Raw genomic sequence first — 21759 nt, 5'->3', positions numbered from 1 at the left:
CACGTCCCCACCCACCCAAAGGAACCGCCATGCAGCCCCACCTCGACACCGCGTACTGGCTCGGCCTCGCGATCAGCGTCGTCCTGCCCGTCCTCGTCGGCCTGGTCACCACCCGCGTCACCGCTGCGGGCACCAAGGCCGTCCTCCTCCTCGCCCTGACAGCCCTGAACGGGTTCCTGGTCGAGTTTGCCGGACCGCACGACGACGGCTACAGCGTCGGATCCGCCGTCATCCTGTGGGCGGTGTCCTTCGGCACCGGCGTGCTGACGCACTTCGGACTGTGGAAGCCGACCGGCGTGTCCGGCAAGGCGCAGGACGTCGGCGCCCGAAGTGCCGTACGCAGCGCCTGACCTACCACCCATCACGCGGGCGCCGACTGGCAGCGGCGCCCCGCACACCACCACTGACAAGGAGCGGCACCGGTGAACGAGTTGCTCGGCATCAACCCTGCGCAGGGCGGCGCCGTAGCCATCGTCACCATCGTCGTGCTGTTCATCATCCTCGGCCGCCTGGTGCCCCGCTCCGTCCTCGAGGACGTCCGCAAGGACCGCGACGACCGCCTCCAGGCTCTGGTCGGAGAGCGCGATGCATGGCGTGAGGCGTACCGGGAGAGCGAGGCCGCACGCATGGAGTCGCAGGCACAGGTGGGTGAGCTCCTCGAACTGGGCCACACCGCCACCACGGTGCTGCGCGCAATCCGAGGGGAGGTGCCCGGGGATGCGATGGACACGGCTGCTGCGCCGCCGCCCTAAGCCCGCCCCGCCGCGCCCGGAGACCGGCAAGTCCCATGGGCAGCGGGAAGCCGAGTCGGCTCTGTCCCGTGCCCAGGAGGCGCGCCGGGCGGTCGAAGCGCACCGCCCGGCCGTCGCCCGTATCGCCGCGCGGCTGGCGCGCGAGCGGGAACGCAACCATTTCGCGGAGATGTTCCGCCAAGCCATTGAGGGAGGGCCCCGGTGATGGACTGCGCGCAGATGGCCAACGTTGCAGCCTCAGGCCTGGTCGCCCTGTGCAGCCTGGTGTTCGCCGTCAAGTACGCGCGGCACGCACCGTGGCGCTCGACGGCCGTGGGCCGTCACATCATGACCTTCACGCTCGCCATCGGTGCTCTGTGCGCCTACACCGTCGCGATCAGCGCATGGGACCACGGAGCGCCGGCAGCGGTATTCCGCTCTGTCCGCACGCTGCTCCTGTTCGGCATCGCCGTGTTGATCGTGCAGCGCACCCGGATGGTGGGGCGGGCGCAGCATGCGGCCGCCCTGCACGACGTGGGGCCGGATCAGCCCGGCCCGCCGCCCGACTGAAGGAAGTACGACGATGACGACGGTGACCGGGACGCTGATCGGGGCGGCGAATCCGCAGCGAGTGGAGATGCGCGCGACGCTGGTCGACGTCACCGGCACGCCGGCCGTCGGCTACGTCGCCGCCGTGCCTGGAGAGCTGGTTCAGCCGAGGCCCATCACGCCGTCCGGGGACGGCGCGTGGACGGTCGACCTCACCCCGAACTCGGGGATCGAGTCGCTGGCGGGGGACACGCTGTGGGCAATCCAGGAGGGCCGGACCGCGGACGGCACCCCGATCATCACCCACATCCTCGTCCCGGACACGGGCACGCACTGGGTAGGAGACCTGCGCGTCGACCTGTCCGACACGCAGACCGGGCAGGGCACCGTCGTATACGTGCCCGGCGAGACAGGACCGCAAGGTCCCGCCGGACCGCAAGGTCCCGCCGGACCGCAGGGACCGGCCGGGCCGAGCGGCGGTGGGGGAGACGGCGCGGTCGACTCCGTCAACGGGCAGACCGGCACCGTCACCCTGGATGCCGCCGACGTCGGCGCCGACCCTGTCGGCGCTGCTGCTACGGCGCAGTCCGCCGCCATCACAGCGGCGGCCACCGACGCCACGACGAAAGCGAACGCCGCGCAGACCGCCGCAGCTTCGGATGCCACTAGCAAGGTCGCGGCGCACGCGGCTGACACCACGGACGTCCACGGGATCCCTGACACTGCTCAGCTCGAGACCGTCACCGGCGCGCAGAGCAAGGTGGACGACGCGGTCGACGCTGAAGTGCAGCGCGCCGATGGCGCCTACGACCCGGCAGGGGCAGCCGCGGCGGCGCAGACCGCGGCCACCAGTGCCGCCGCCACGGACGCCACGGCGAAGGTCGCCGCGCACACCGGGGCGGACGATCCGCACGGGGACCGGGCCGCCGCTACCACTGCGCTCGGCGACCACGTCGCCGCGGCGGACCCGCACGGCGACCGCGCGTACGCCGACGGGAAGCTCGCCAAGACCGCTAACCTCGCCGACCTGACCGACGCGAGCACGGCGCGCACCAGCCTGGGGCTCGGCACCGCGGCCACCCGGAGCGTCGGCACCGGCAGCGGGAGCGTGGCAGCGGGGGACGACACCCGCATCACCGGCGCCCTGCAGAGCACGGGCGGCACCATCAGCGGCAGCCTGGCCGTCACCGGCCACGCCCTCGGACAGGACACACCCGCCGCACACGGGGCAGCCGCCTGGGCGTTCGACCCCGCTCTCGCGGTCAACAACACCTCGTTGAACGCTGGGACGCTGTACCTGGTGCGCATCAACATCGCCGCGAACGTCACCGTCACCAAGATCTACTGGTGGGTGGCGATCACAGGGTCCTCGGCGGTCGCCGGCCAGAACCACGTCGGCCTGTACAACTCGAGCGGCACCCTGCTGGCGTCCACGGGCGTCGACACCTCCTTCGCGTCGGCCTCGCTGAAGACGACCACGATCACAGGCCAGGCGCTGACCGCAGGCACGTTCGTCTGGGTGGGGCTGCTCTTCAACGCCTCCGTGCCGCCGTCGCTCACGCGCGGGTCCGGCTGGACCGGCGTGGACACCGCGGTGAACCTGGGCCTGCCCGCCTCCCAGTACCGGTTCGCGACGAACGGCTCCGGCCGCACGACGATGCCGTCGACGATCAACCCTGCCTCGAATGTCGGCACGGACTTCGCGGGCCCGTGGGCGGCGGTCGGTGCCTGATCAGGGCCTGCGGTGTCGGCTGCGCGCCCCGTGTCCTACCAAAAGCGGAACTAAATAACGTGATCTTGCACAGGTGTGTGCTCCGCTCGGTTCCCGCCGTGCGCACGTACGATAAACGGCATGTCCTTCGACTTCCCCTCCGACCTCATCGAGGCCTCTCTCGCCTGCAAAAAACTAAGAGAAGAGATCGAGGCGCTGCCGGTGGACTCCGGTGTGACGCTGAAGGATGGGGCGCCGCTGCAGCGCGACACGGAGCGGCGGGAGACGAAGGCGTACACGGAGGACGACCATGCGCGGGAGGCGGAACTGCGCGCAGCCTACCGGGAGGCGGCGGAGCTGGTGGTGACGCATCCGTTCTGGGAGAGCGTGCCGGCGGAGGAGCGGATGAAGGCCCGCGCCGCCCTGAAGCACCACGGGGAGACAGCCTGAGCGGTTGATCCTCCTACGCCTGGCCGTCTTCCTCGTCGTCCTCTTCGCCAGGCGGTCGGGGGCTGATCTTGTCCCAGTGCTTGTGCGCAACCAGGCCAGCCGCGGCCGCCGCGGGCCAGACGAGGCTGGCGTCCTCGCCCAGTTCCTTCACCGCTTCGCTCTCGATGACCGCGGTCATCAGGAGGATGAAGAAGAACGCGGTGACGTAGAGGGCGAACAGCCTGCGCTGCTCGGTCCAGCTGAGCGGTCCCTGGGAGCGGAGGAATTGCCGGGCTGGCTCTTCGAGTTCGTCGAGGTCGTTGTCGAGCTCCTCTTCGAGGTCGGCGGGGATGGGGAAGGTGAAGGCAGTGAGGTCGCGGACGTTCAACGCGGGGTAGAAGTCCCGGAGTTGCAGTGCTGCAGCACGGGCCTGGAGCAGTGGCGTTGGCGGAGTCAGGTCTAGCCGGCGGGCCCTGAGCTCGTTCAGCGTCTCGGAGAGGTGCTGGAAGGCTGAGATGTGTGAGTGGGGCGGCGTGATGCCCAGGTCTCTCATCTGCGCCATGGCTTGGCGCATGGGCGAGGTCTCGCGCATGAACTGGCTGAGGGTGTTGCTGGCGGTGATGAGCGGGATGTTGCGGCCGGTGAGCCGCAGCAGATCGTTCTGCAACCGCATGTAGTTCATCGGGCGCTGGCCTCGGGGCGCCGTCGGCTCGTCGGGACGGGGCTCGTCGCCGTCCTCGGGCTCGGTGTCGTCAGAGGGGGGCTGCTCGCTCACGGGGCTCCCTGCCGTGTCGAAGGTGTGGTTGAGGATACGGGGGCTACGCGGGGCCCAGGGCAGTTGCTCGCAGAATCGTTCTGTGGCACGCGCATAATGTGGGTTAAGAGCGACTAGAATCGGATCATGAACGAGGTGATCGTCGGTCAGGTCCTCGCCGGACGCCCCCGCGCAGAGCTCGCCGCGCCCGGCAGTGCCGAGGAGGCGCTGTTCTGGCTCCGCGACATCCTCGGAACCGTCGCCCCGCGCGACCCGCGCACCCGGCGGCTCGGCGAACGCCGCTACCGCCTGGAGATCCTCGCCGAGATCTGCGACCGCGACACCTTCCTCCTGGTGACCTCCTGGCTCGGCTCCGAGGCCGTGCCCGCCATCACCTCCAAGCAGGCCTACGCCGACGACCTGCGCCTGTGGGCCGCGGTGGCACGGGAGTTGGGCGGCCACGGGAAGTTCTTCGTCGGCGCCATCACGCCCGGCATCATCGAGACGTGGACCAAGACACAGAAGGCGCAGGGCAAGGCGCCACGCTCCATCAACCGGCGCCTGTCGGTGCTGACCTCGCTCGCCGAGTACGCCAAGTGGCGCACCAAGGACTTGTCCATCACCTCCCCGGTCACCAAGCACGACCGGATCAAGGTCGACCCGCACGACGAGACGACGGCCACCCCGATCCTGGAGGTGCCGGAGTTCCAGCGGGTCGTGGACTGCGCGGAGACCGCCCGGCAGGCCCTGATCCCGGTCCTCATCTACACCCTGGCCGGCCGGGTCAGCGAGTGCTGCACCGCGGGCCTGCACCACCTCAAGTCCCAGGACGAGAAACGGCAGTTGGACCTGCGGCGCAAGGGCGGCAAGGGCCGCGTCTGGCCGCTGCCGGAGCGGCTGTGCGCGCTGCTGGACGTGGCCACCGCCGGCCGCACGAAGGGGCAGCTGCTGCTGGACGACCAGGACCGGCCGATGGACCGGCACGGCGTGGACCGGCTCCTGACCCGCCTCGGCGCGGAGGCGCAGGTGCTGCCGGGCCGGGACCTGACCCCGCACGTGCTGCGCGCCTCGAAGCTCACCCACATGCACGACGCGGGCACCCCGGTGGAGGAGATCCAGGACTATGCCGATCATGCGGCGATCGAGACGACGCTGCGGTACATCCGGCGCCGCGACTCCGACGCCCTGAAGGCCAAACACGCCGCCGCGGCGGTCGCGGTGTACGACCATCTCGTCGACCGATTCGTCACCCAGGGAGAGCCATCGTGAGTAGCGCTCGCACTTTGCACGAGGAGATCGCAGAGCTGGTTCTGGACGATGTGCTGTCCGATCCCGGAGCGGCTGCCGTGCTGGCGGAACACCGGGCCCGATTCAAGTCAGGGGACATCGACGCCCGGTACGTCGCCCGCATCAGGCAGACCATGCGGGCACCCGCCTCCTGGCCGCTGGAGCAGGTTGCCGCCTACCTGAAGGTCCACACGGGGTTGATGAGCGGCTTGTACGCCAAGGTAGACATCTCGGTGGGCGCGTGCCCGGGGCAGGACGCCGACCGGGTAGGCAACGCAGCCAAGTTGCGCGGTGTCCACCACCTGTTCCGCGCCGAGCTGGACATGGAGCAGCACGGCGGTGACTGCGATGGCGACCTCTCCTGGGCGGAACCCATCGAGGTGGAAAAGTCCACGGGGACCGGGTTCATCACCTCCTGCGGAACCACGCCGGTCAAGGTCGTCCATCCGCTGCCGGCGGGGCGCGTCCCCCTGGAGGTCGGCTCCACCAAGCCGAGTCGCACGTTCATGCATCTGCATCAGGAAGGTGGCGTTGCTCGCTGGGCCTACGACGACGACCGCATCTGCCTTCTGGTCAACGTGGAGCGCATGGGCCGCCGGGCTCGGCTGTCCGCCGCATGAGCGGCCAGCAGTACGGCGCACCGTCGGTGCGGCAGTTGGCGGCGCGCGTGGAGAAGGTCGCCCCGCGCGATCCGGGACGGTGGGAGGCGCGGGAGCGGGTGCCGGGCGCGGGCGGGATACCGGTGCAGGTGTCGAAGGAGCGGGCCCGGCAGCTGTGGATGGTGGTGGGCATGTTCGACCGGGCGGTGGGCCGTGAGGAGATGCCGGTGCGCTCCCGCCGGTCGGTGGAGCAGTTGTTCACGTGGGCGGCGCTGCGCCCGTTCTGGGAGCTCGCCGAGGGCGGCATGCTGCGCCACTTCGAGAAGAATCTGGGGAGGCCGCTGCCGGTGGCGTCGCTGCGGGTGGTGCGGGACTGTCTGGGCATGCTCGCCGTCCTGGTGGTGCCGAGCAAGCGGGTGCGGCTGCCGCAGCTGGAGCAGGCCGAGTTGAAGCCGGTGACGGGCCCGAAGCAGATGGCGGCCGTGTACCGGGAGTTGGTGGAGGTTGCGGGGCGGGGCCCGCTGGAGCGGGACGGGATCGCGCTGTCCCCGCAGGAGCGCACCCGGTTGTTGGCGATGGTCGCGGTGGTTTTGGATGCGGCGCCGCGGTCGGGTGAGATGGAGCCGATGCGGCTGACAGATGTCGGGCCGGGCGAGGAGTGGCTGCGGGTGGTGCGCCGGCCGCAGAAGTCCTCCGGGGTGCGGCACGAGGATCTCGCGATGGCGCTGGAGTTGCCGAGCTCCACGGTGTCGAAGGTGCTGTCGGGGAATCCGGTGTACCGGGGGCAGGTGGCGGAGGCGACGTGGCAGCGGGTGCTGGCGGAGGCCGCGTCGTGGGAGGACGGGCCGGTCGTGGAGCGGTACGGGCTGCGGGAGGGCACGCGGGTCGCGCTCCGGCAGTGGCTGGACCTGCGCAAGGACGTTGTGGGCCCGTTGGAGGGCGGCAAGGACGCGCTGTGGGTGACGCTGGTGGCGACGAAGGCGGGCCCGCCGGGGCTGCCGATCCGCGCGCAGGGCATCCGCCAGTCCTACGCCCGCGGCGTGGAGGCGCTGAACTTCGTGATGGCGGGCGCGTACGGGTGGGAGCCGATGCCGGTGAAGCTGGAGCAGCTGCGGCGCTCCGTGATGGTGGAGCCCCTGGAGGAGTAGCTACTCCAGGCCGGGTATCGGGTCTTGGCCGACGTCGCGGCGTTCGTGGCGGGTGCGCCGTTCCAGGTCGCATTCCGGGCCGAGCCTGACCAGGCGCGAGTCGGCGTCCCGGAGTTCTCGGCCGCAGCGGCGGCATCAGACGCGGGCGGGTGCGCCGGGTGGTGAGGCGGGAAGGGGTTCCTGCTGGTGGCGGGCCATGAGTCTAGTGTTCTCGATCAATTGTCCAGCATTGCCCACCGGGCACGGCATGACGGCCGTTTGCATCGGTCGTTCCTTGGCACCGTGGAGGCGGCCATCAGCCCTCCTGATCCGGTCCCGATCTCCTTGGATTGAGCGCAGGCTGCCACGGCAGTCCTCCGGGTAGGCCAAGTGCCTGTGACGGCGGCGTGGACGAGTGGGCGACGGTTGGTCCGGCCAAACCTCACCTTCTTCATGTGACCGCCTAGGAGTTCGCCGTCGTGGGTGAGGGTCCGGGCGGCGTGTTCTCCAGTGGTTTCCGTCAGGTAGGTCTCCAGCTCAACGCATGGCCCTATGTTCGGTGTCGGGCTGTCGACCGGCGGGTTTCCGGATGCGGCACGGAGTTCGTTGATGTACGCCATCAGGTCTGGCTCCGGGTAGAACCATTCGCGGCTTCGGTCTGAGGCGAGCAAGTGCGTGAAGCGTCGGTGCAGTTGTCGCTCGCGGACGAGGTCGCCAGGCTCTGTTGCCAACGCCTCTGCGTGTAGGGACCTCAGCCGGTGGGGAAGGTTCGTCGTGGTTCCGATCTTGATGAGGCGTTCCCGGCGTGCGAAGTAGACGAGTGGGGCGTGTCGCTTGTTCTGCGGGACCGGAAGGGTTCCGTACCCATACTTACGATTCCATGTCGTACGGGTCTGGGCCAGGCCTATCTCCAGCTCGCGCACCTTGGCGGCTCCAGCGGTGTGTGCCAGCAGAGCTGCCGCTTGTTCCTCGTGGTCGGGACAGAAACGCAGTGGATCTTTTGTCGTGGCTAAGATGCGGCAGTCGCCGAACGTGCAGAGCCGGGTGGTGACGGGCGTCGCAATGACCTGGACACGCGTGCCGCATCCACAGCGGAAGGCGTCGCGGCCAGCACGTCCGTACAGGCTCATAGATCGACCGCATCCACATCTGACGGCGAATCGCTGCATGGTGACGTGATCTCCCAGTTCAGGAACAGGGGGTGGCCCTCTGGTCAGTCCCAGCGGTAGACTGCGCTTGCGCGATCTTTGTGATTCCAGGCCACCACCCGGTTCGGGGCGGTGGCCTTCTTCATGTCTAGGGTCAGGCGGCCAGTGAAGCGAACGCGGCGGCGGCGGTGGGGTTCTTAGGCCGGTAGACGGCGAGCCGAGCGGTGAAGGTGGCGTGGTCGTAGAGCTTGACCGTCACGGTCTTGGCGGCTCGGCCGCGCAGCTTGACCTTGGTCTGGGTGGTGGCGGTGGGGGTGACGCCCTTGGAGAAGGCGCTGGCGAACCGCTTGGCCGTGGCGTCGTCGAGTCCGGCGGCAACGAGCTGGGTGCGGGCGGGCTGGGGCTGGCCGGTGGAGAGGGCGCGGCGGGCGCGGGCGGCGGCGCGCTGGGCGTGGGTCCGGGTGCGGATCGTCTGTCGGGTCTGCCGAGCGCTGGCGTTCATCGGGTCCCCCTGGGTCGTGGTGTGGTTCCACCATATCCATAACCTATTGCGTAAGCAATAGGTTTGCCGTTACTGTGGTGACCACCGGGACGAACACCTCCGGGACCCGTGACGTCATACCTCATGGCGCACGCACTCAGATATGGAGGACACTGGCGTGGCCAACGCCCCCACGCGCCCGCCGAGCCGCCCCCGGTCCGAACGGCGCCCGCCGAAAGGACCCCCCGTGGCCCGCACCCGCCCCACCTACGAAGTCACCCGCGCCAAGCTGGTCGTGGCCTCGGAACGCCTGCGCGAACTCGGGGAAGCAGGCCACGCCGACCTCCTCGACTCCCTGCTCGCGCCCCGCGGGTGGGAACTGCTGCGCCCGCCCGCCGCCGCCTCCGGCAGCGCGGGCGAGAAGAACATGGCGATCCATATGAACAAGGCGATCCGTGACCGGCTGAAGAAGCTGGCCGAGGAGGCCGGCAACGTGCTGAGCGAGGACGTCAACGAGGGCTACGAGAAGTTCCTCGCGGGCCGGTGGACGCCGCGCCAGCCGATCCGCTCGCGCCGCGGCAGCGGTGTGGCGAAGGCCAACTTGAACGTCACCCCGGATGCGGCGCTGCGCCGCCAGGTCGGCGAGCGTACGGCGGCGGCGACCGCAGAGCTCGGCTGGACGGTCACCGAGGCCCGGGTGGCCTCGGCGTGGCTGATGGAGAAGTACGGCATCACCGACGAAGAGCAGGCCCTGTAACGCCGCGGGCTGCGGGCGCCGGCCTGGACGCCGACACCAGGCCCCGCCCGACCGCGTGACATCCCCATAGGAGAGACCTCATGGCGCACGCCATCGAGGCCCCCGCCACCAGCACGACGGCGGAGGGCCCCACCTCGCACACCCAAAACCAGGCCGCCGGACTCCAGATGCTGCGCCGGGAGTTCCCGGAGGAGCAGATCCAGGCGCTGCCCAAGCTGTGGTGCAAGCGCTGCTCGGACTCCCGTACCAAGGTCTGCGAGGACCACCGAAAGGCGCAGTGCAAGGACTGCGGCAACTACCTGACCACCGCGCACGTCGACCTGAGCTACGTCGGGCATGCCGAGCTGACGAACCGGCTGCTGGAAGCCGACCCGCTGTGGGACTGGGAGCCGGTCGCCTTCGACCAGCGTGGCCTGCCGCAGTTCGACGAGAACGGCGGCCTGTGGATCCGGCTGACGGTGTGCGGGCACACCCGGCTCGGCTACGGCGACGCGCAGAGCAAGAAGGGCCCCAACGCCGTGAAGGAGGCCATCGGCGACGCCCTGCGGAACGCGGCGATGCGGTTCGGTGCCGCGCTGGACCTGTGGGCCAAGTCGGATCTGCGGGAGGCGCAGAGCGAGCACCCAAAGACCGCGGAGGACGACGGGTACGTCACGGGTGCCGCACGGTCGGCAGACCCGAAGGCGGCAGCGTCGGGGAGCGCCGAGGACGAGCCCGCCGCGGCGTCGGGCGACCTGGACCGGCTGGTCGGGCAGTACCGCAACTGCTGGGACAACCCGCTGGCGCTCGCCCAGATCCGCCTGGAGGGGCGCAAGGCCGGCCTGAAGGACACCCAGGTGCAGGGCCCGCCGCCGGAATCCGAGTGGACCACCTTCGACGACCTGCTCGCCGTACGCATCGCCGAGCTGAACGCCGGCAAGCGCAAGAACGCCGAGGGGAGTGCCGCCTGATGGCCCGTAGAACGATGCAGCAGACCCGCACCGCCACGCACCGGCCAGCCACCCGCCCCCGCCGTTTCCGGCACGACGAGTACGTCGCTGTCGACCTGTTCTCCGGCTTCGGCGGTCTCACCGAGGGCATCAAGCGCGCCGGATTCTCCGTGATCATGGCTGCCAACCACGACACCTACAAGGTCGAGGTCCACGAGGCGAACCACCCCGAGGCCGAACACTGGATCGCCGACTTGGTCGACCCGGCGGCGGCGGACTATCACTCCGCCCGGGACCTCCCGGCGGCCGACCTCCTCGTCGCGGGCGTGAGCTGCGTCAACCACTCCCAGGCCAACACGCAGAAGGCCTACGCGCAGGGCCTGACGCTGTTCGGGATGGACGACCCGGACTACGAGGACAGGGTCACCCGCTCCGAGCGGGACCGGGCCACGGCGAACTGCGTGCTGCACTACGCGCAGAAGCACCGGCCGCGGATGATCCTGGTCGAGTGCACGACGGAGCTGCAGTCGTGGGGGCCGCTCCTGCCCGGCAGCAAGAAGATCGGCGACGGAACCACCTACCGGTGGTGGCTCAAGCAGTTCGACCTGCTCGATTACAACCACCGGGTGCTGTTCCTCAACAGCCAGTTCTTCGGGGTGCCGCAGTCCCGCAACCGCGGCTACTGGGTGTTCGTCCACAAGTCGCTGCCGATGCCCGACCTGGACCACCGTCCCGTGTCCCGGTGCCAGCGCTGCGACAAGGACGTCGAAGCCGTCTGGACGTGGCGCACCGGTATCCCGCCGACCGGGAAGGTCGCCTACGGCGAGCAGTACGAGTACCGGTGCCCGTCCTGCCGGACCCGCGTCGAGCCGCCGGCCACCCCGTCCATCACCGCCCTCGACCTCACCGATCTCGGAACCCGCATCGGCGACCGGCCGATCAAGGACTTCAAGGACGGCCACCGCGGCCCGTTCGCCGCATCCACGACGGCCCGCATCGAACGCTGCCGCCAGAAGTTCGCCGACTTCCCGGCGATCCTCATGCCCGCCAAGGGCGTCCACGGCTCCGAACGGCTCCTGATCCAGCCCCTGGCGACACAGATCAGCCAGCAGGAGGCCGCGCTCCTGTCGACCGGGCACGGCTTGTGGGGCGAGCCTGCGCTCGCCCTCGCCGTCGACAACTACCAGGGCGCACCCCGCGGCGCAGCCGAGCCGCTGCCCACCCAGCTTGCCTCCGAGACCCTCGCCGTCGTCTCCTCCGGCGTCATCCCCTACCGCAAGCACACCGTGCCCGCCGTACACACCGAACCGATGTCCACGTTCACCTCCGACCAGATCCCCGGCCTGCTCACCGCGGCCGGCTGGTTCAAGCAGAACGGCCCCACCGGCACCGAAACCGCAGCCCACCCCGTCACCGACCCGCTCGGCACACTCACCTCCCGCGACACGACCGCGCTGCTCACCGCGAACTGGGGGCCCGCACTCTCCCAGGTGCCGTTCGAGGAGTGCTTCTACCGGATGATGGCCGCCCACGAGATCGGCCGAGGATGCGGCTTCGACGTGGACTTCCGCGACTACTCCGGGACCTTCCGCGTGTGGGGCACGGCCCGGGATCAGGTCGACGGCTTCGGGAACGCCGTCAGCCCGCAGGTGGGCACCTGGATCGGCGAACGCCTGCGCGCCAGCCTCCACGGTCACCTGGACCGCGGCGACCTGACCGCCGCCGCCGCGTAGTTGTTGCCTGGCGGGGCCTCCCAGCGCCCCGCCCTCCCTGTCCGCCCCACCGGACCCGATCACCCCCACGCACCGCCTGCCCGGGGAAGACCCCCTCGCCTGATCGGAGAACCGCCGTGGACGACCTGCTTCTGACCCTGCCGCCGCTGCTGCTGTGCACCAGCCTGCTCGGCGGCACCCTCATCTGCTGGCACCGCCGACGCCGGGCCCGGCGCCTGCTGCCCCACGACGTGCACATCGGCAGCATTCAGCACCTCGTCGACCAGCTCACCGCCCGCGCCGCCGAACTCGGCGACCAGCTCGAGCTGGAACTGCAGCGGCAGGCCGAACTCCGGGGCCGCGACAGTGCCGAGCGCCTCGCCGTCGAGGAACTCCTGCACGCCTCCAAGCGCCACCCCTGACCCAGGGGCGGCATTTCCCCCTTCCCCTGACAGAGAGGTGGTGAGGACCGTGCTTTCGCGCACCCACACCCTGCTCACGATCCTCACCACCGCTCTCGCGGCCGCGGCCGCCGTCGTCCTGGCGCACCGTCACCGGCAGCTGCAGCAGGCGCTGGCCGCCGAACGCGCCACCCGCCGCCTGGCCGACGCCGCTCACCACCGCGACCTGACCGCGTTCACCGCCCGCCTCCACGTTCCCCCGCCCGACGCCGCGGTCCTCGCCGAGGCCAACCACATCCTCGACACCGCGTACGCCGCCCACCACCAGCACCCGCACGACCCGCACACGGAAGGGGGACCCGCATGACCACCACCACCGCCCACCAGGACCTGACCGAGCACCGCCACTACGCCTACCGCGGATGCGCACCCGACCCCGACACCCCCACCATGGCGGCCGGCGACCCCGACGTGCCCCTCGACGCGTGGCTGCCCTACACCGGCGACGGCGCCGAACCACAGCGCCAACGTCTGGACCGCGAGCAGGCCGCCCTGGCCATCTGCCGCCGCTGCCCCGTCCTGGCCCAGTGCGCCGCCTACGCCATGACCCTCACCCCCGAGGGGAAACTCGTGGAGCCGGAGGGCATCCTCGGCGCAATGCGGGCCCTGGACCGCCACCGCGCCCTCATCGGCGCCCGCACCACCAGCCCGGCCGGCCCCACCGAGAAGGCGCTCGCCGACGCCCGCACCCCGCAGAAGAGGGCGGTGCTGGCCGCGCTCGCCCGCGACACCGACGAGGAACTCGTCGCGTTCCGCGCGGGGATGGATGTGCGGACCGCGAACTGGCACCGCAGCGCCTTGTGCACGCTGCTGGGCCTGGACAAGGAGACCGCGACCCGCCAGCAGCTCCTCACCCTCGCCGCCGACCACGGACTGCTGCCCAAGGGGCTGCGGGTGGTGCCGGACGGGCGGTGGCCGGTCGCCGCCGCCCCCACCACCGACGGCGCCCGCCAGCGCCGCATCGCCCGCGGCGCACCCCGCCAGCTCCTCCTCCCCCCGTTCGACACCCTCCCCCTCACCCGCACCCACCGCCCTCCGGCACCCGCCGCTCCCCGCCGTCGCGCGGCCCGTACCGGCCGGGCAGGCACGGGCGGTACGGCGGCCAGGGGCGGGCGGGCCGGACTGCGGCTCCTCACCACCTACACCGCCGAACCCCTCCCCCTGCCCGAACCCCCACACCCCACCGTGCTCCTGGAGGCCGCAGCGTGACCACCCCCACCGGCCCCCACCCGGACACACCCCACCCGCCAACCGACACGAACGCAGCCGTCGACCAGGCGCTCGCCGAACGGGCCACCAGCAGCGGCCAGTGGCTCGCCGGCCTCATCACCGCCGCCATGCTCGACACCACCGCCACCCCCAGCAAACTCCCCACCCTCACCTTCGCCGACCTCGGCCTGCCCGACGACACCGTCACCCGTATCTGGCAGGCCGGACTCGCCGTCGGCTACCGCGCCGGACACCTCGCCGCCCGCCCCCAACTCCACCGCGACACCCTCCAGCGGCTCCAGGCCGCGCTCACCGACGCCGGACACACCGCCATGGGCCGCCTCACCGCCCGCACCCTCAACACCCTCCCCCCGGTACCGCACCCCGCAGACCTCGACCACGACCACGTCCGTGGGGGACACGAGTGACCGGCCCGCGCGCCCAGCGCGGACGGCCCGTCACCTTCGACACCCACCAACGCCAGAAGTACCTGACCGCGCTCACCGACGGCGCCACCCTCACCCAAGCCGCCGCGGCCGTCGGCATCACCGCCCGCTGGGCCGCCAAGACCGCGGCCACCGACCCCACCTTCGCCGCCGCCCGCACCGCCGCCCGTGCCGCAGGGAAACGCGTACGCGACGAACGCATGCCGCACGACGAAACCCGCTACATCAAACTCGGCTGCCGCTGCCCCATCTGCACCAAAGCGGCCACCGCCAACCGCGGCGCACGACGCAACCGGACCACCCACCACACCAGCCCCCACACCGACCCCGAACCCGGAAAGGTCACCACCATGCCCAACCCAACCGCCCCGCCTGACCCTTCGTTGCTGCTGGCCAGAGCCTCGTAGTCCGAATACGGGGCACCCTGCAAGATCACGTTATTTACTTCCATTTTTGGTAGGACACGCAACTCCCGCCGCACGCCCGTGCGATGAGCTGGATATCTGATGACCAGTCGGATAAGCGACACAACTGCCGAGGAGGTAGCAGAGTGGACGCATCAACAGATAGGCTGCGCCCAGCGCCAGACGACCACTCAGGTAACGGGTGGCCCGGAAGGCCGAGGGCAGAACGAAGCCCCCACTGAAACCCCTGGTTTTTGCCGGACCAGGGAGCGGGGGCCTGGTCGAACCCTCTCTGCGACAAGAAGGTGTCGACCGCGTCGACACAACCACGAGTAGAAGGTGCCGACATGCACGAGAGTACCCGGACAACCGGGGTGTCAGACAGTGGGACCTCAGCCACCGCCGTGAAGATCACACCGGCGATGTACGGCGCAGGCCCTGTCACCACGATCCGCAGCACACGATGACCGCCCAGGGCGAGGACATCCTCGCCTGGATGGAGACCGCCATCGCCGAGCGGGAAGACACAGCACGGCTTGCCACCCAGGGAACGTGGCGTACGCACGACACGCACCTGGACCTGGGAGGCCACACAGCCACCGTCCTGGTGGGTGAGTGGAACGACACCGAGTTGCTCGCCTGGCTGCCCACGATGAGCCACACGCCGTGGGACGACGCCCGCAACGTCTGGAACAACGCCACCCACATCGCGGCGAACGATCCGGAGTCGGTGCTGCGCCGCTGCGCCGCCGACCGGAAGCTGCTGCAGCTCCACGGCGGCAGGATGCACTCCTGCCCTGCCACGGATGAGACGGATTACCTCGACGAGTGGACTCAGTTCGGGCACGACGATGCCTGCCCGGTTGTACTGAATCTTGCCGAGGGCTACGGCTGGACGGGAGACGAGCGATGACCGCCCCCCGCGTGGCGCCGGATCTCCCGGACAGGGAACTGTGCTCGGCCACTTACCCAGCTCCCGGCCCCGATCGCGGAGCGATGTGCAACGAGATTCTCGGGCACGCCGACAACCACTGGGCCCTCGCCGTCGTTGCAGGCGAGTACCGGCGCTACGTCATATGGACACCCGCTGGCGTCGTGATGCCCGACGAAGAAACTTCCCTCGCTCCTGCGCAGGGACAGACCTCACCCATTAAGGGAGATCAGATGACGTAGCGCTATCTGCGGGAGGTTCTGCTGCTCCCCTGCCAGGGAGACGCTTCCTCAACCGCCTGGCCGCTTCCCGTTCGGTGGACTGCCATCCACTGTCCGGCTTCGCGGCCACGTACCACGGCTCGCCGTTCACTGACGAGCTAAGGCCAATCGGGGGCCAACCCGAGAGGCGAATTTTGCACCCACCACCACAGCGGGGCTTTTTCATGCCCTGATCCAGCAGACCGAGGCAGGTACATCTTGCAGTACGCGCACCCTTCTTGTCAGCTTCACCAGTCCCATGCGGGCGATTCGTCCGTAATCTGCCCTCCCCCGAGTGACATCGAGTACCTCAACGGCACCCCCAACCCGTCACTCCGAGCCGACCTCGTGCGCGGCACGCGCGCCCAGTCCGTCGAGCACACCGCCTCCCGCCGCAGCGGGCCGCGCCGCTGGCTGCGCGCCGTCCAGTGGCTCATCGCGGCTGGCCACCACCCGAAGGCGAACTCCACCACCCTGGCCGTCGCGCGAGACCTGGCCGCGCGCATGGACTACGACCTCGGACACGTCCGCTACTGCCTCGACGAGACGGCGGCACGGCTCGGCGTGTCGAAGGCGACCGTGAAGCGCCACACCGCCATCCTCCGCGAGCTCGGGGCGCTCGCCTGGGTCGTGCACGGCACGAAGGCGAACATCCGCCGCGCGCTCGGACTCGGCGGGTACGCGGCCACCGCGACCGTGTACGCGGCGGTCATCCCGCCCGTGTACGACCACGCGATGGGCCACACGCTCATCGGCTCCGGGTATGAGGCGCGGATCGTCATCGACCAGCGCAGGCAGACCCCGGAGCCTGTGGATAACCCGCCTGTGGACAACCCGGGTTCCGAGACCCGTGAGCCCCCTTCCCTTAGCTCAGCCAGAGAAGTGGGTCAGGTTGAGATGGTGGGTGGTTTTAACAACACCCCGCGCAAGCGCGCGAGCCGTCGAACCGACCGACTCCCCCACCAGAAGACCAGCAGCAACAGCCAGGGCCAGGACGGGCACGCCCGCCGCAGTCCGCAGCAGGTGGCCCGGGAGATCCGGGAGACGCAGCTGGTGCGGGCGATGGTCAACTGGACGCAGGGCGAGCGGATCCGGCGCCTGGCCTACGTGCTGCGGCCGTACTTCGACCGCGGCTTGTGCGCCCCGGAGATCGCCGCCGAGCTGCACGGGCTGTGCCTGCGCGGCCGACCGAAGCAGCCCGCCACGTTCATCCACGCCCGCCTGGTCCAGCAGCAGACGCGGGATGCGGAACTCGCCGCCGAGCAGGCCGCGCAGGAAGCCTCCACCGCGCCGCAGGACAACGCCGCCTGGCAGGCTCTCGCTGCACAGCAGGCCGCCCTCGCCGAGCTGTTCGCCGTCCCGGCCCGCACCGACGACGACCGCCGCCACGCCCGCCTGTACGGCTGGGACCGCTGGGAGGAGGTCGCCGAGCACTACGACGAGGACCCCGATGACGCTCTGGACCTGTACGGAGAGCGTCTCGTGACCTTCGCAATCCGCCAACAGGGACGTCAGGAGGCCGGGGTATGAGCAATGTGGCTATCAGCAGCCGGCTGGCGGACGCCTGGAACGTCATCGACGGAGACGGCACAGCTGGGTGGCAGGCATCGTGGTTCGATGCTCCTCGCAACCGACTGGTCGTGGAATGCGCCGACGAAGGAGCGCTGCGCGTCATGCGTCTGTCTGCACCCCAGCTCGTGGAGACGCTCAATGCCCAACTCGGCGAACCCTGCATCACTGAGATCCTGGGCGCCATCCAGGAAGTCCGTGTCCTGATCACTGGGTCGCGTACATGGAGCGACCGGCAAGCAGTCGCCGATGTCCTGCTCGGTGTCTGGCACGACGTCACCCAGGTCTATTCGCCTAGCGCTCGCCTAGTCATCGTGCATGGTGACTGCCCCACGGGCGCCGACGCCATCGCCAAGCAGTGGGCGCTGGACAACGGAAAGTGCCACGAACCGCATCCCGCAAACTGGGGCGGCCCTTGCCTGGACGTCTGCCCGCCGGCCCCTCATCGGAAGAACTCCGCACAGCATGGCGATTACTGCCCGCTGGCCGGACATCACCGCAATCAGACGATGGTCGACATCGGTGCGCACCTCTGCTTGGCCTTCCATCGGGATGGCTCCCGCGGCACAGCTGACGCCATCCACCGGGCTAAGGCAGCAGGCATCCCGGTGTTCCGGTTCGAACCGGGAGGAGCGGCCGCCCGTGTCTGACTCACCCACTACTCCTGGCGGACCCGGCTCTGGCGTGGACCTGGCCCGCCAGGCGCTCGCCGCCTACAAGGCCACCGCGAAGACTGAGCCCGCACGCAAGGCCGCCCGCCAGCCGCGACGCACCGTCCGCACCGGAGAACGCCGCGACCCCGCCAACCTGGGATCCGCACTCCGGAGGCTCTCCGCCGAGCAGGACTGGCAGATCAGCCTCGGCGGTGGCGACGTCCTCGACCGCTGGGCCGTGCTGTGCCCGCAGTTCGCCGACACCGTCCACCCCGAGGGCTACGACGCCGAGCGCGGCATCCTCGTGCTGCGCCCTAGCACCGATGCGACCGCGACCGCGCTGCGGCTCCTCGGCGGCCAGCTCGCCAAGCAGATCAACGACAAGCTCGGCAAGCCGATCGTCGCCCGCATCCGGATCCTGCCCGTCGGATACCGCCCCGAGCGCCCGCCCGCGGACCCAGCTCCCGCAGAACCGCCGCGCACTGAACGGCCGGTGAAGACCCGCGAGACGGCTTCACCCGGCTACCAGCGCGCTCGCCAGGCGGCGCTCGCCCACCGGCCCGACCGCACCCGGCGCAGTCCGCTCCTGCAGGCCGCCATCGACGGACAGGACACGGCGCTCGCCGACCTCCGCAACCGGGAACCCGAGCAGGCCTTCACCGACGCCGTCGCCGAATGCGAGCGTCTCGAGCGGCTCAACGGCGCCGGCCTGGACGAGACCGAACGCATCCGCCAGGCCGCCATCGCCCGCAAGCACGCCGGCGACCAACCCGTCCCCCGCGCCTTCGACGTCGCCTAGCGAGTTTTACGGCCGTAAAACTCAGATGCCGAACCGCGCCCATGAGCGGAGGGAAGGCCCGCGAGCATCCCCGCCACCATCAAGACAGGACCGTCGCCTGCTCGCCACACACGGAGCCCCCATGAACCTGAAGCACAACCTCCCGCCCGGCACCCCAACCTCCGCTGAACTCCTTACCCTGCCCCGACACCGCTACGAGCAGCTGGTGGCCAAGCACCTGGACTTCAACCGCCGCAATCAGTGGATCTGGCGGAGCCTGGGGCACCACACATGCCTGACCCGCACCGAGACGGCCCTCACCAACCTGCGCAAGACCCTCGAGGCTGGCATCCGCCGCAAAGAGATCGCCGACGAGAACCCGGCACACCGGCAGCGAGAGCTCATCAACGCCCGCCAGGAATACATCCGTGTCCTCGGCAACCTGCACTCGGCCATCGACCGGTACAAGGGGCAGGCCGAAGAGCTGATGGCCGCCGTGGAGGAACACCGCAGGGCCTGCCTGGCCGAGGAGATCGTCCCCGAGGAACACGACCTCGCCCTGTGGGCCGTCCTGCCCAGCGACGGCACGGCGCTCGACGTCGCCTGAGAGTTTTACGGCCGTAAAACTCGCCCGACTGCAAACCTCGGGTCAGCGCGGCGAACCCTCGGGCACCGCACGGGTTTTACGGCCGTAAAACTCTCAGGCACCCGGGACGGCTCACCAGCCACACGAACCCGTCTGGAATGATGCTCTCCGTCCGAAGTACCGGAACCATCGGGAAGCACTCGGAGAGCACATGCCTCACATCACGGTCGTCCTGAACCAAAAGGGCGGCATCGGAAAATCCATGATCGCTATGCAGCTTGCAGCGGTCTACGCGGAGATCCTCGCCGACGAGGATCAGGGCGACCCCAACGTCGCCGTCGTCTCGATCGACCCGCAGAGCACCAGCGTCGACTGGGCCGAACACATCGAGAAGGAAGGCCGCAAGGTCCCCTTCAGGGTCATCGACGCCAGCGGCAACATCAGCAGCCTGCGGAAACTGCGCAAGGCCAAGGCCCGCATCGTCATGGTCGACACGCCCGGCTTCCTGCCCCTGGGCGAGGACGGCGAAAGCATCGACCCCCTCGGCGAGGGCCCGGTCGGCGACGCGCTGCGCGCCGTCCTCGACGTGGCCGACGACGTCATCGTGCCGCTGGAGACCGACCCCGCCGGCTTCAAGCCGACACGCACCACCATCGAGAAGGTCATCAAGCCGCGGGACCTCCCGTACGGGGTGGTCATCAGCAACTGGGAACCCCGCGACGGCAAGCTCGACCTCGAGCGCACCCAGAACATGGTGCGCAAGCAGGGCTGGAGCCTGTTCAACGCCGACGTCCGGCACTTCCGCATGCACGCCCGAGCCTTGGCCGAGGGACGGGTCGTCACCCAGTACATGTCCAACCACACGGCGACGAAGGCCAAGCAGGACTTCCTCGCCCTAGCGCTCGAGCACCAGCTGCGCAGCCAGAAGCAGAAGGCGGCCCTCTGATGGCCAGCAACCGTAACGCCTTCGACGACTTCCTCGGGGAAGACGACGACGAGAAGGTCGTCGACACCAAGGCCGACGGGCGCCTGCTGCGAGTCCCGCTGGCTCGCATCGCGCCGAACCTCGTCAACCCCCGTGAGGACTTCGGCACACGCGACCAGCTCATCGACTTCGGCAAGAGCCTCAAGCGGCGCCAGAACCAGGCATGCCCGGTGGTCACCAAACGGGCCTACCTGAAGCTGTGGCCGGAGCACGCCGAGACCGTCGGCAACGTCGACGTGGTCATCGTCAGCGGTGAGCGACGCTTCCGCGCGGCCACCGTCGTGGGCATGGCCGCCCTGGACTGTGTCATCAACGACGACTTCGCCGCCAGCAGGAAGGTGTTCCTCGAGGCGGTCGTCTCCGAGAACGTCGACCGGCAGAACTTCGACACCGTCGAAGAGGCGTACGCCGTCCAGTCCCTGGTGAAGGAGTTCGGCTCCAACCGTGCGGTCGCGCAGCACTTCGAGCGGGCCGACGGCTGGGTGACCCAGCGGATCCTCCTCACCCACCTCGCCACGCCGATGCAGGACCTCGTGCGCAAGAAGGGCATTCCGCTCGAGCACGCGCGCACACTCGGCAAGCTCGCGCGCGACCACGCGTGGTCAGAAGAGGAGCAGGCCACCTGGTGGCAGCAGAAGCAGCAGGAGCTCAAGGAGGCCGCCGACAAGCTCAAGCAGGACAAGAAGGACCGGAAGGTCGCAGGCAAAACCGGCGGGGGCACCAAGGCCGCTGCTCCGTCCCGGACCGCGGGCGCCGGCGCGGAGCAGCGGCGAACTGAACCCGAGACCTCGGAGAAGAAGCCAGCGGGGACCGAGCCGAGTTTTACGGCCGTAAAACTCAAGCCGGAGCAGACGCCGCCCGCCGCCACGGATGACGCAGGTGGCGGCGAGGGCGGGCCGGGGGAGACTTCGGCGGGTCCCGAGTCGAAGGAACAGCCCGACGGGCTTCCCGAGCAGCGGGCCCCTGAGGCGCTGGCGCCAGAGACTGCAGGCTGGAACTTCCCTTACGGCAGTGCCGAGATCTGCGCCCGGCTGCTCGGCAACCACATGGAGCGCGACAAGCTGGAGGCCCTGCACAAGCTCGTCGGCGAGCTCCTGGAGAAGGAAAGCGCCCCGGCGTCCTGACGTCCCGGTGCGGCTGTCGGCCCCGTTTCCCTGCCCGTGGTGGGGGAGCGGGGGCCGATCTGTCGACCAGTCAGATCCGGTCAGTTTGTGACCGTTGCCGGGGTTTTTCTGTCACTCGGTCGTGTGATCGAAGGACCCG

General features: G+C 69.8%; 27 protein-coding genes and 1 pseudogene. 24 read left to right on the top strand and 4 right to left on the bottom strand.

All coding sequences use genetic code 11. The features are described from left to right. The first annotated feature begins 29 nt into the window (after nucleotides 1-29). The 6 genes from AC07DO_RS36360 to AC07DO_RS36335 all read left to right on the top strand — a co-directional run bounded on the left by AC07DO_RS36360 (nucleotide 30) and on the right by AC07DO_RS36335 (nucleotide 3441). On the top strand, nucleotides 30-350 hold the full coding sequence (locus AC07DO_RS36360) for a hypothetical protein (RefSeq protein WP_479066163.1): 321 nt from the start codon (nucleotides 30-32) through the stop codon (nucleotides 348-350). A gap of 72 nt (nucleotides 351-422) precedes the next feature. Next, nucleotides 423-752: a hypothetical protein gene (locus tag AC07DO_RS36355; RefSeq protein ID WP_479066161.1), complete on the top strand. Its 330-nt coding sequence runs from the start codon at nucleotides 423-425 to the stop codon at nucleotides 750-752. Beyond that, nucleotides 718-957 (top strand): DUF7620 family protein, encoded by a 240-nt coding sequence (locus tag AC07DO_RS36350; protein ID WP_479066159.1) that lies wholly within the window; start codon nucleotides 718-720, stop codon nucleotides 955-957. Before AC07DO_RS36355 ends, AC07DO_RS36350 begins: the two co-directional genes overlap by 35 nt. Continuing rightward, the gene (locus tag AC07DO_RS36345) at nucleotides 957-1301 is read left to right on the top strand and encodes a putative phage holin (RefSeq protein ID WP_479066157.1); all 345 of its coding nucleotides are present in this window, start codon (nucleotides 957-959) and stop codon (nucleotides 1299-1301) included. The genes AC07DO_RS36350 and AC07DO_RS36345 overlap by 1 nt, the downstream gene beginning before the upstream one ends. Before the next feature lie 13 nt (nucleotides 1302-1314). Beyond that, nucleotides 1315-3012 carry a hypothetical protein gene (locus AC07DO_RS36340; protein ID WP_479066155.1) on the top strand — a complete coding sequence of 566 codons (1698 nt, stop codon included), beginning with the start codon at nucleotides 1315-1317 and terminating at the stop codon, nucleotides 3010-3012. A gap of 120 nt (nucleotides 3013-3132) precedes the next feature. Beyond that, nucleotides 3133-3441 carry a hypothetical protein gene (locus AC07DO_RS36335; RefSeq protein ID WP_479066153.1) on the top strand — a complete coding sequence of 103 codons (309 nt, stop codon included), beginning with the start codon at nucleotides 3133-3135 and terminating at the stop codon, nucleotides 3439-3441. Nucleotides 3442-3454: 13 nt separating this feature from the next. On the opposite strand, the gene AC07DO_RS36330 is transcribed toward AC07DO_RS36335, so the two are convergent. Beyond that, entirely contained in the window at nucleotides 3455-4195 is a 741-nt protein-coding gene (locus tag AC07DO_RS36330) for a hypothetical protein (protein WP_479066151.1), read from the bottom strand. A 126-nt stretch (nucleotides 4196-4321) separates the two neighbouring features. Here AC07DO_RS36330 and AC07DO_RS36325 point away from each other — a divergent pair, with 126 nt between their 5' ends. Genes AC07DO_RS36325 through AC07DO_RS36315 form a run of 3 tightly spaced genes read left to right on the top strand, consistent with a single transcriptional unit; the run spans nucleotide 4322 to nucleotide 7208 of the window. Next, on the top strand, nucleotides 4322-5443 hold the full coding sequence (locus AC07DO_RS36325) for a tyrosine-type recombinase/integrase (protein WP_479066149.1): 1122 nt from the start codon (nucleotides 4322-4324) through the stop codon (nucleotides 5441-5443). Then, complete coding sequence (locus AC07DO_RS36320; RefSeq protein ID WP_479066147.1) at nucleotides 5440-6081, top strand: hypothetical protein; 642 nt, start codon at nucleotides 5440-5442, stop codon at nucleotides 6079-6081. The genes AC07DO_RS36325 and AC07DO_RS36320 overlap by 4 nt, the downstream gene beginning before the upstream one ends. Beyond that, nucleotides 6078-7208 carry a hypothetical protein gene (locus AC07DO_RS36315; RefSeq protein WP_479066145.1) on the top strand — a complete coding sequence of 377 codons (1131 nt, stop codon included), beginning with the start codon at nucleotides 6078-6080 and terminating at the stop codon, nucleotides 7206-7208. The genes AC07DO_RS36320 and AC07DO_RS36315 overlap by 4 nt, the downstream gene beginning before the upstream one ends. Here AC07DO_RS36315 and AC07DO_RS36310 read toward each other — a convergent pair. The 3 genes and pseudogenes from AC07DO_RS36310 to AC07DO_RS36300 all read right to left on the bottom strand — a co-directional run. After that, nucleotides 7209-7337 (bottom strand): annotated as a pseudogene (locus AC07DO_RS36310) (DUF6011 domain-containing protein); the annotation flags it as partial. It abuts the gene before it with no gap. Between the two features lie 86 nt (nucleotides 7338-7423). Beyond that, nucleotides 7424-8317 carry a GIY-YIG nuclease family protein gene (locus AC07DO_RS36305; protein ID WP_479066143.1) on the bottom strand — a complete coding sequence of 298 codons (894 nt, stop codon included), beginning with the start codon at nucleotides 8315-8317 and terminating at the stop codon, nucleotides 7424-7426. 172 nt (nucleotides 8318-8489) lie between these two features. Then, complete coding sequence (locus AC07DO_RS36300; RefSeq protein WP_479066141.1) at nucleotides 8490-8837, bottom strand: hypothetical protein; 348 nt, start codon at nucleotides 8835-8837, stop codon at nucleotides 8490-8492. Between the two features lie 226 nt (nucleotides 8838-9063). On the opposite strand from AC07DO_RS36300, the gene AC07DO_RS36295 reads away from it, so the two are divergent. From AC07DO_RS36295 to AC07DO_RS36225, 15 genes are all read left to right on the top strand, one after another. Then, nucleotides 9064-9573, top strand: a complete 510-nt coding sequence (locus AC07DO_RS36295; protein ID WP_479066139.1) for a hypothetical protein — start codon at nucleotides 9064-9066, stop codon at nucleotides 9571-9573. Between the two features lie 80 nt (nucleotides 9574-9653). Continuing rightward, complete coding sequence (locus AC07DO_RS36290) at nucleotides 9654-10523, top strand: hypothetical protein (protein ID WP_479066137.1); 870 nt, start codon at nucleotides 9654-9656, stop codon at nucleotides 10521-10523. Continuing rightward, nucleotides 10523-12235 carry a DNA cytosine methyltransferase gene (locus tag AC07DO_RS36285; RefSeq protein ID WP_479066135.1) on the top strand — a complete coding sequence of 571 codons (1713 nt, stop codon included), beginning with the start codon at nucleotides 10523-10525 and terminating at the stop codon, nucleotides 12233-12235. Before AC07DO_RS36290 ends, AC07DO_RS36285 begins: the two co-directional genes overlap by 1 nt. Nucleotides 12236-12351: 116 nt before the next feature. Then, the gene (locus AC07DO_RS36280; protein ID WP_479066133.1) at nucleotides 12352-12636 is read left to right on the top strand and encodes a hypothetical protein; all 285 of its coding nucleotides are present in this window, start codon (nucleotides 12352-12354) and stop codon (nucleotides 12634-12636) included. 49 nt (nucleotides 12637-12685) lie between these two features. Continuing rightward, nucleotides 12686-12982, top strand: a complete 297-nt coding sequence (locus AC07DO_RS36275) for a hypothetical protein (protein ID WP_479066131.1) — start codon at nucleotides 12686-12688, stop codon at nucleotides 12980-12982. Further along, nucleotides 12979-13884, top strand: a complete 906-nt coding sequence (locus AC07DO_RS36270; protein WP_479066129.1) for a WhiB family transcriptional regulator — start codon at nucleotides 12979-12981, stop codon at nucleotides 13882-13884. The genes AC07DO_RS36275 and AC07DO_RS36270 overlap by 4 nt, the downstream gene beginning before the upstream one ends. Beyond that, nucleotides 13881-14312: a hypothetical protein gene (locus tag AC07DO_RS36265; RefSeq protein ID WP_479066127.1), complete on the top strand. Its 432-nt coding sequence runs from the start codon at nucleotides 13881-13883 to the stop codon at nucleotides 14310-14312. Before AC07DO_RS36270 ends, AC07DO_RS36265 begins: the two co-directional genes overlap by 4 nt. Then, the gene (locus tag AC07DO_RS36260) at nucleotides 14309-14737 is read left to right on the top strand and encodes a hypothetical protein (RefSeq protein WP_479066125.1); all 429 of its coding nucleotides are present in this window, start codon (nucleotides 14309-14311) and stop codon (nucleotides 14735-14737) included. The genes AC07DO_RS36265 and AC07DO_RS36260 overlap by 4 nt, the downstream gene beginning before the upstream one ends. Nucleotides 14738-15197: 460 nt before the next feature. Then, complete coding sequence (locus AC07DO_RS36255) at nucleotides 15198-15647, top strand: DUF6221 family protein (protein ID WP_479066123.1); 450 nt, start codon at nucleotides 15198-15200, stop codon at nucleotides 15645-15647. A gap of 626 nt (nucleotides 15648-16273) precedes the next feature. Then, on the top strand, nucleotides 16274-17455 hold the full coding sequence (locus AC07DO_RS36250) for a cell wall protein (protein WP_479066121.1): 1182 nt from the start codon (nucleotides 16274-16276) through the stop codon (nucleotides 17453-17455). After that, nucleotides 17452-18144, top strand: coding sequence for an SLOG family protein (locus AC07DO_RS36245; protein ID WP_479066119.1), 693 nt, complete (start codon nucleotides 17452-17454; stop codon nucleotides 18142-18144). Before AC07DO_RS36250 ends, AC07DO_RS36245 begins: the two co-directional genes overlap by 4 nt. After that, a complete protein-coding gene (locus AC07DO_RS36240; RefSeq protein WP_479066117.1) occupies nucleotides 18137-18946 on the top strand; it encodes a DciA family protein in 810 nt (269 codons plus the stop codon). The genes AC07DO_RS36245 and AC07DO_RS36240 overlap by 8 nt, the downstream gene beginning before the upstream one ends. A gap of 121 nt (nucleotides 18947-19067) precedes the next feature. Beyond that, complete coding sequence (locus AC07DO_RS36235) at nucleotides 19068-19532, top strand: hypothetical protein (protein ID WP_479066115.1); 465 nt, start codon at nucleotides 19068-19070, stop codon at nucleotides 19530-19532. 190 nt (nucleotides 19533-19722) lie between these two features. Beyond that, entirely contained in the window at nucleotides 19723-20457 is a 735-nt protein-coding gene (locus AC07DO_RS36230) for a ParA family protein (RefSeq protein ID WP_479066113.1), read from the top strand. After that, nucleotides 20457-21620, top strand: a complete 1164-nt coding sequence (locus AC07DO_RS36225; RefSeq protein ID WP_479066111.1) for a ParB/RepB/Spo0J family partition protein — start codon at nucleotides 20457-20459, stop codon at nucleotides 21618-21620. The genes AC07DO_RS36230 and AC07DO_RS36225 overlap by 1 nt, the downstream gene beginning before the upstream one ends. The last annotated feature ends 139 nt before the right edge of the window (nucleotides 21621-21759 follow it).

The sequence above is a fragment of the Streptomyces sp. NPDC045678 genome, from assembly GCF_056432085.1.
Note: the sequence above shows the minus strand (reverse complement) of the source record. Positions and strands in the feature narration are given on the sequence as shown.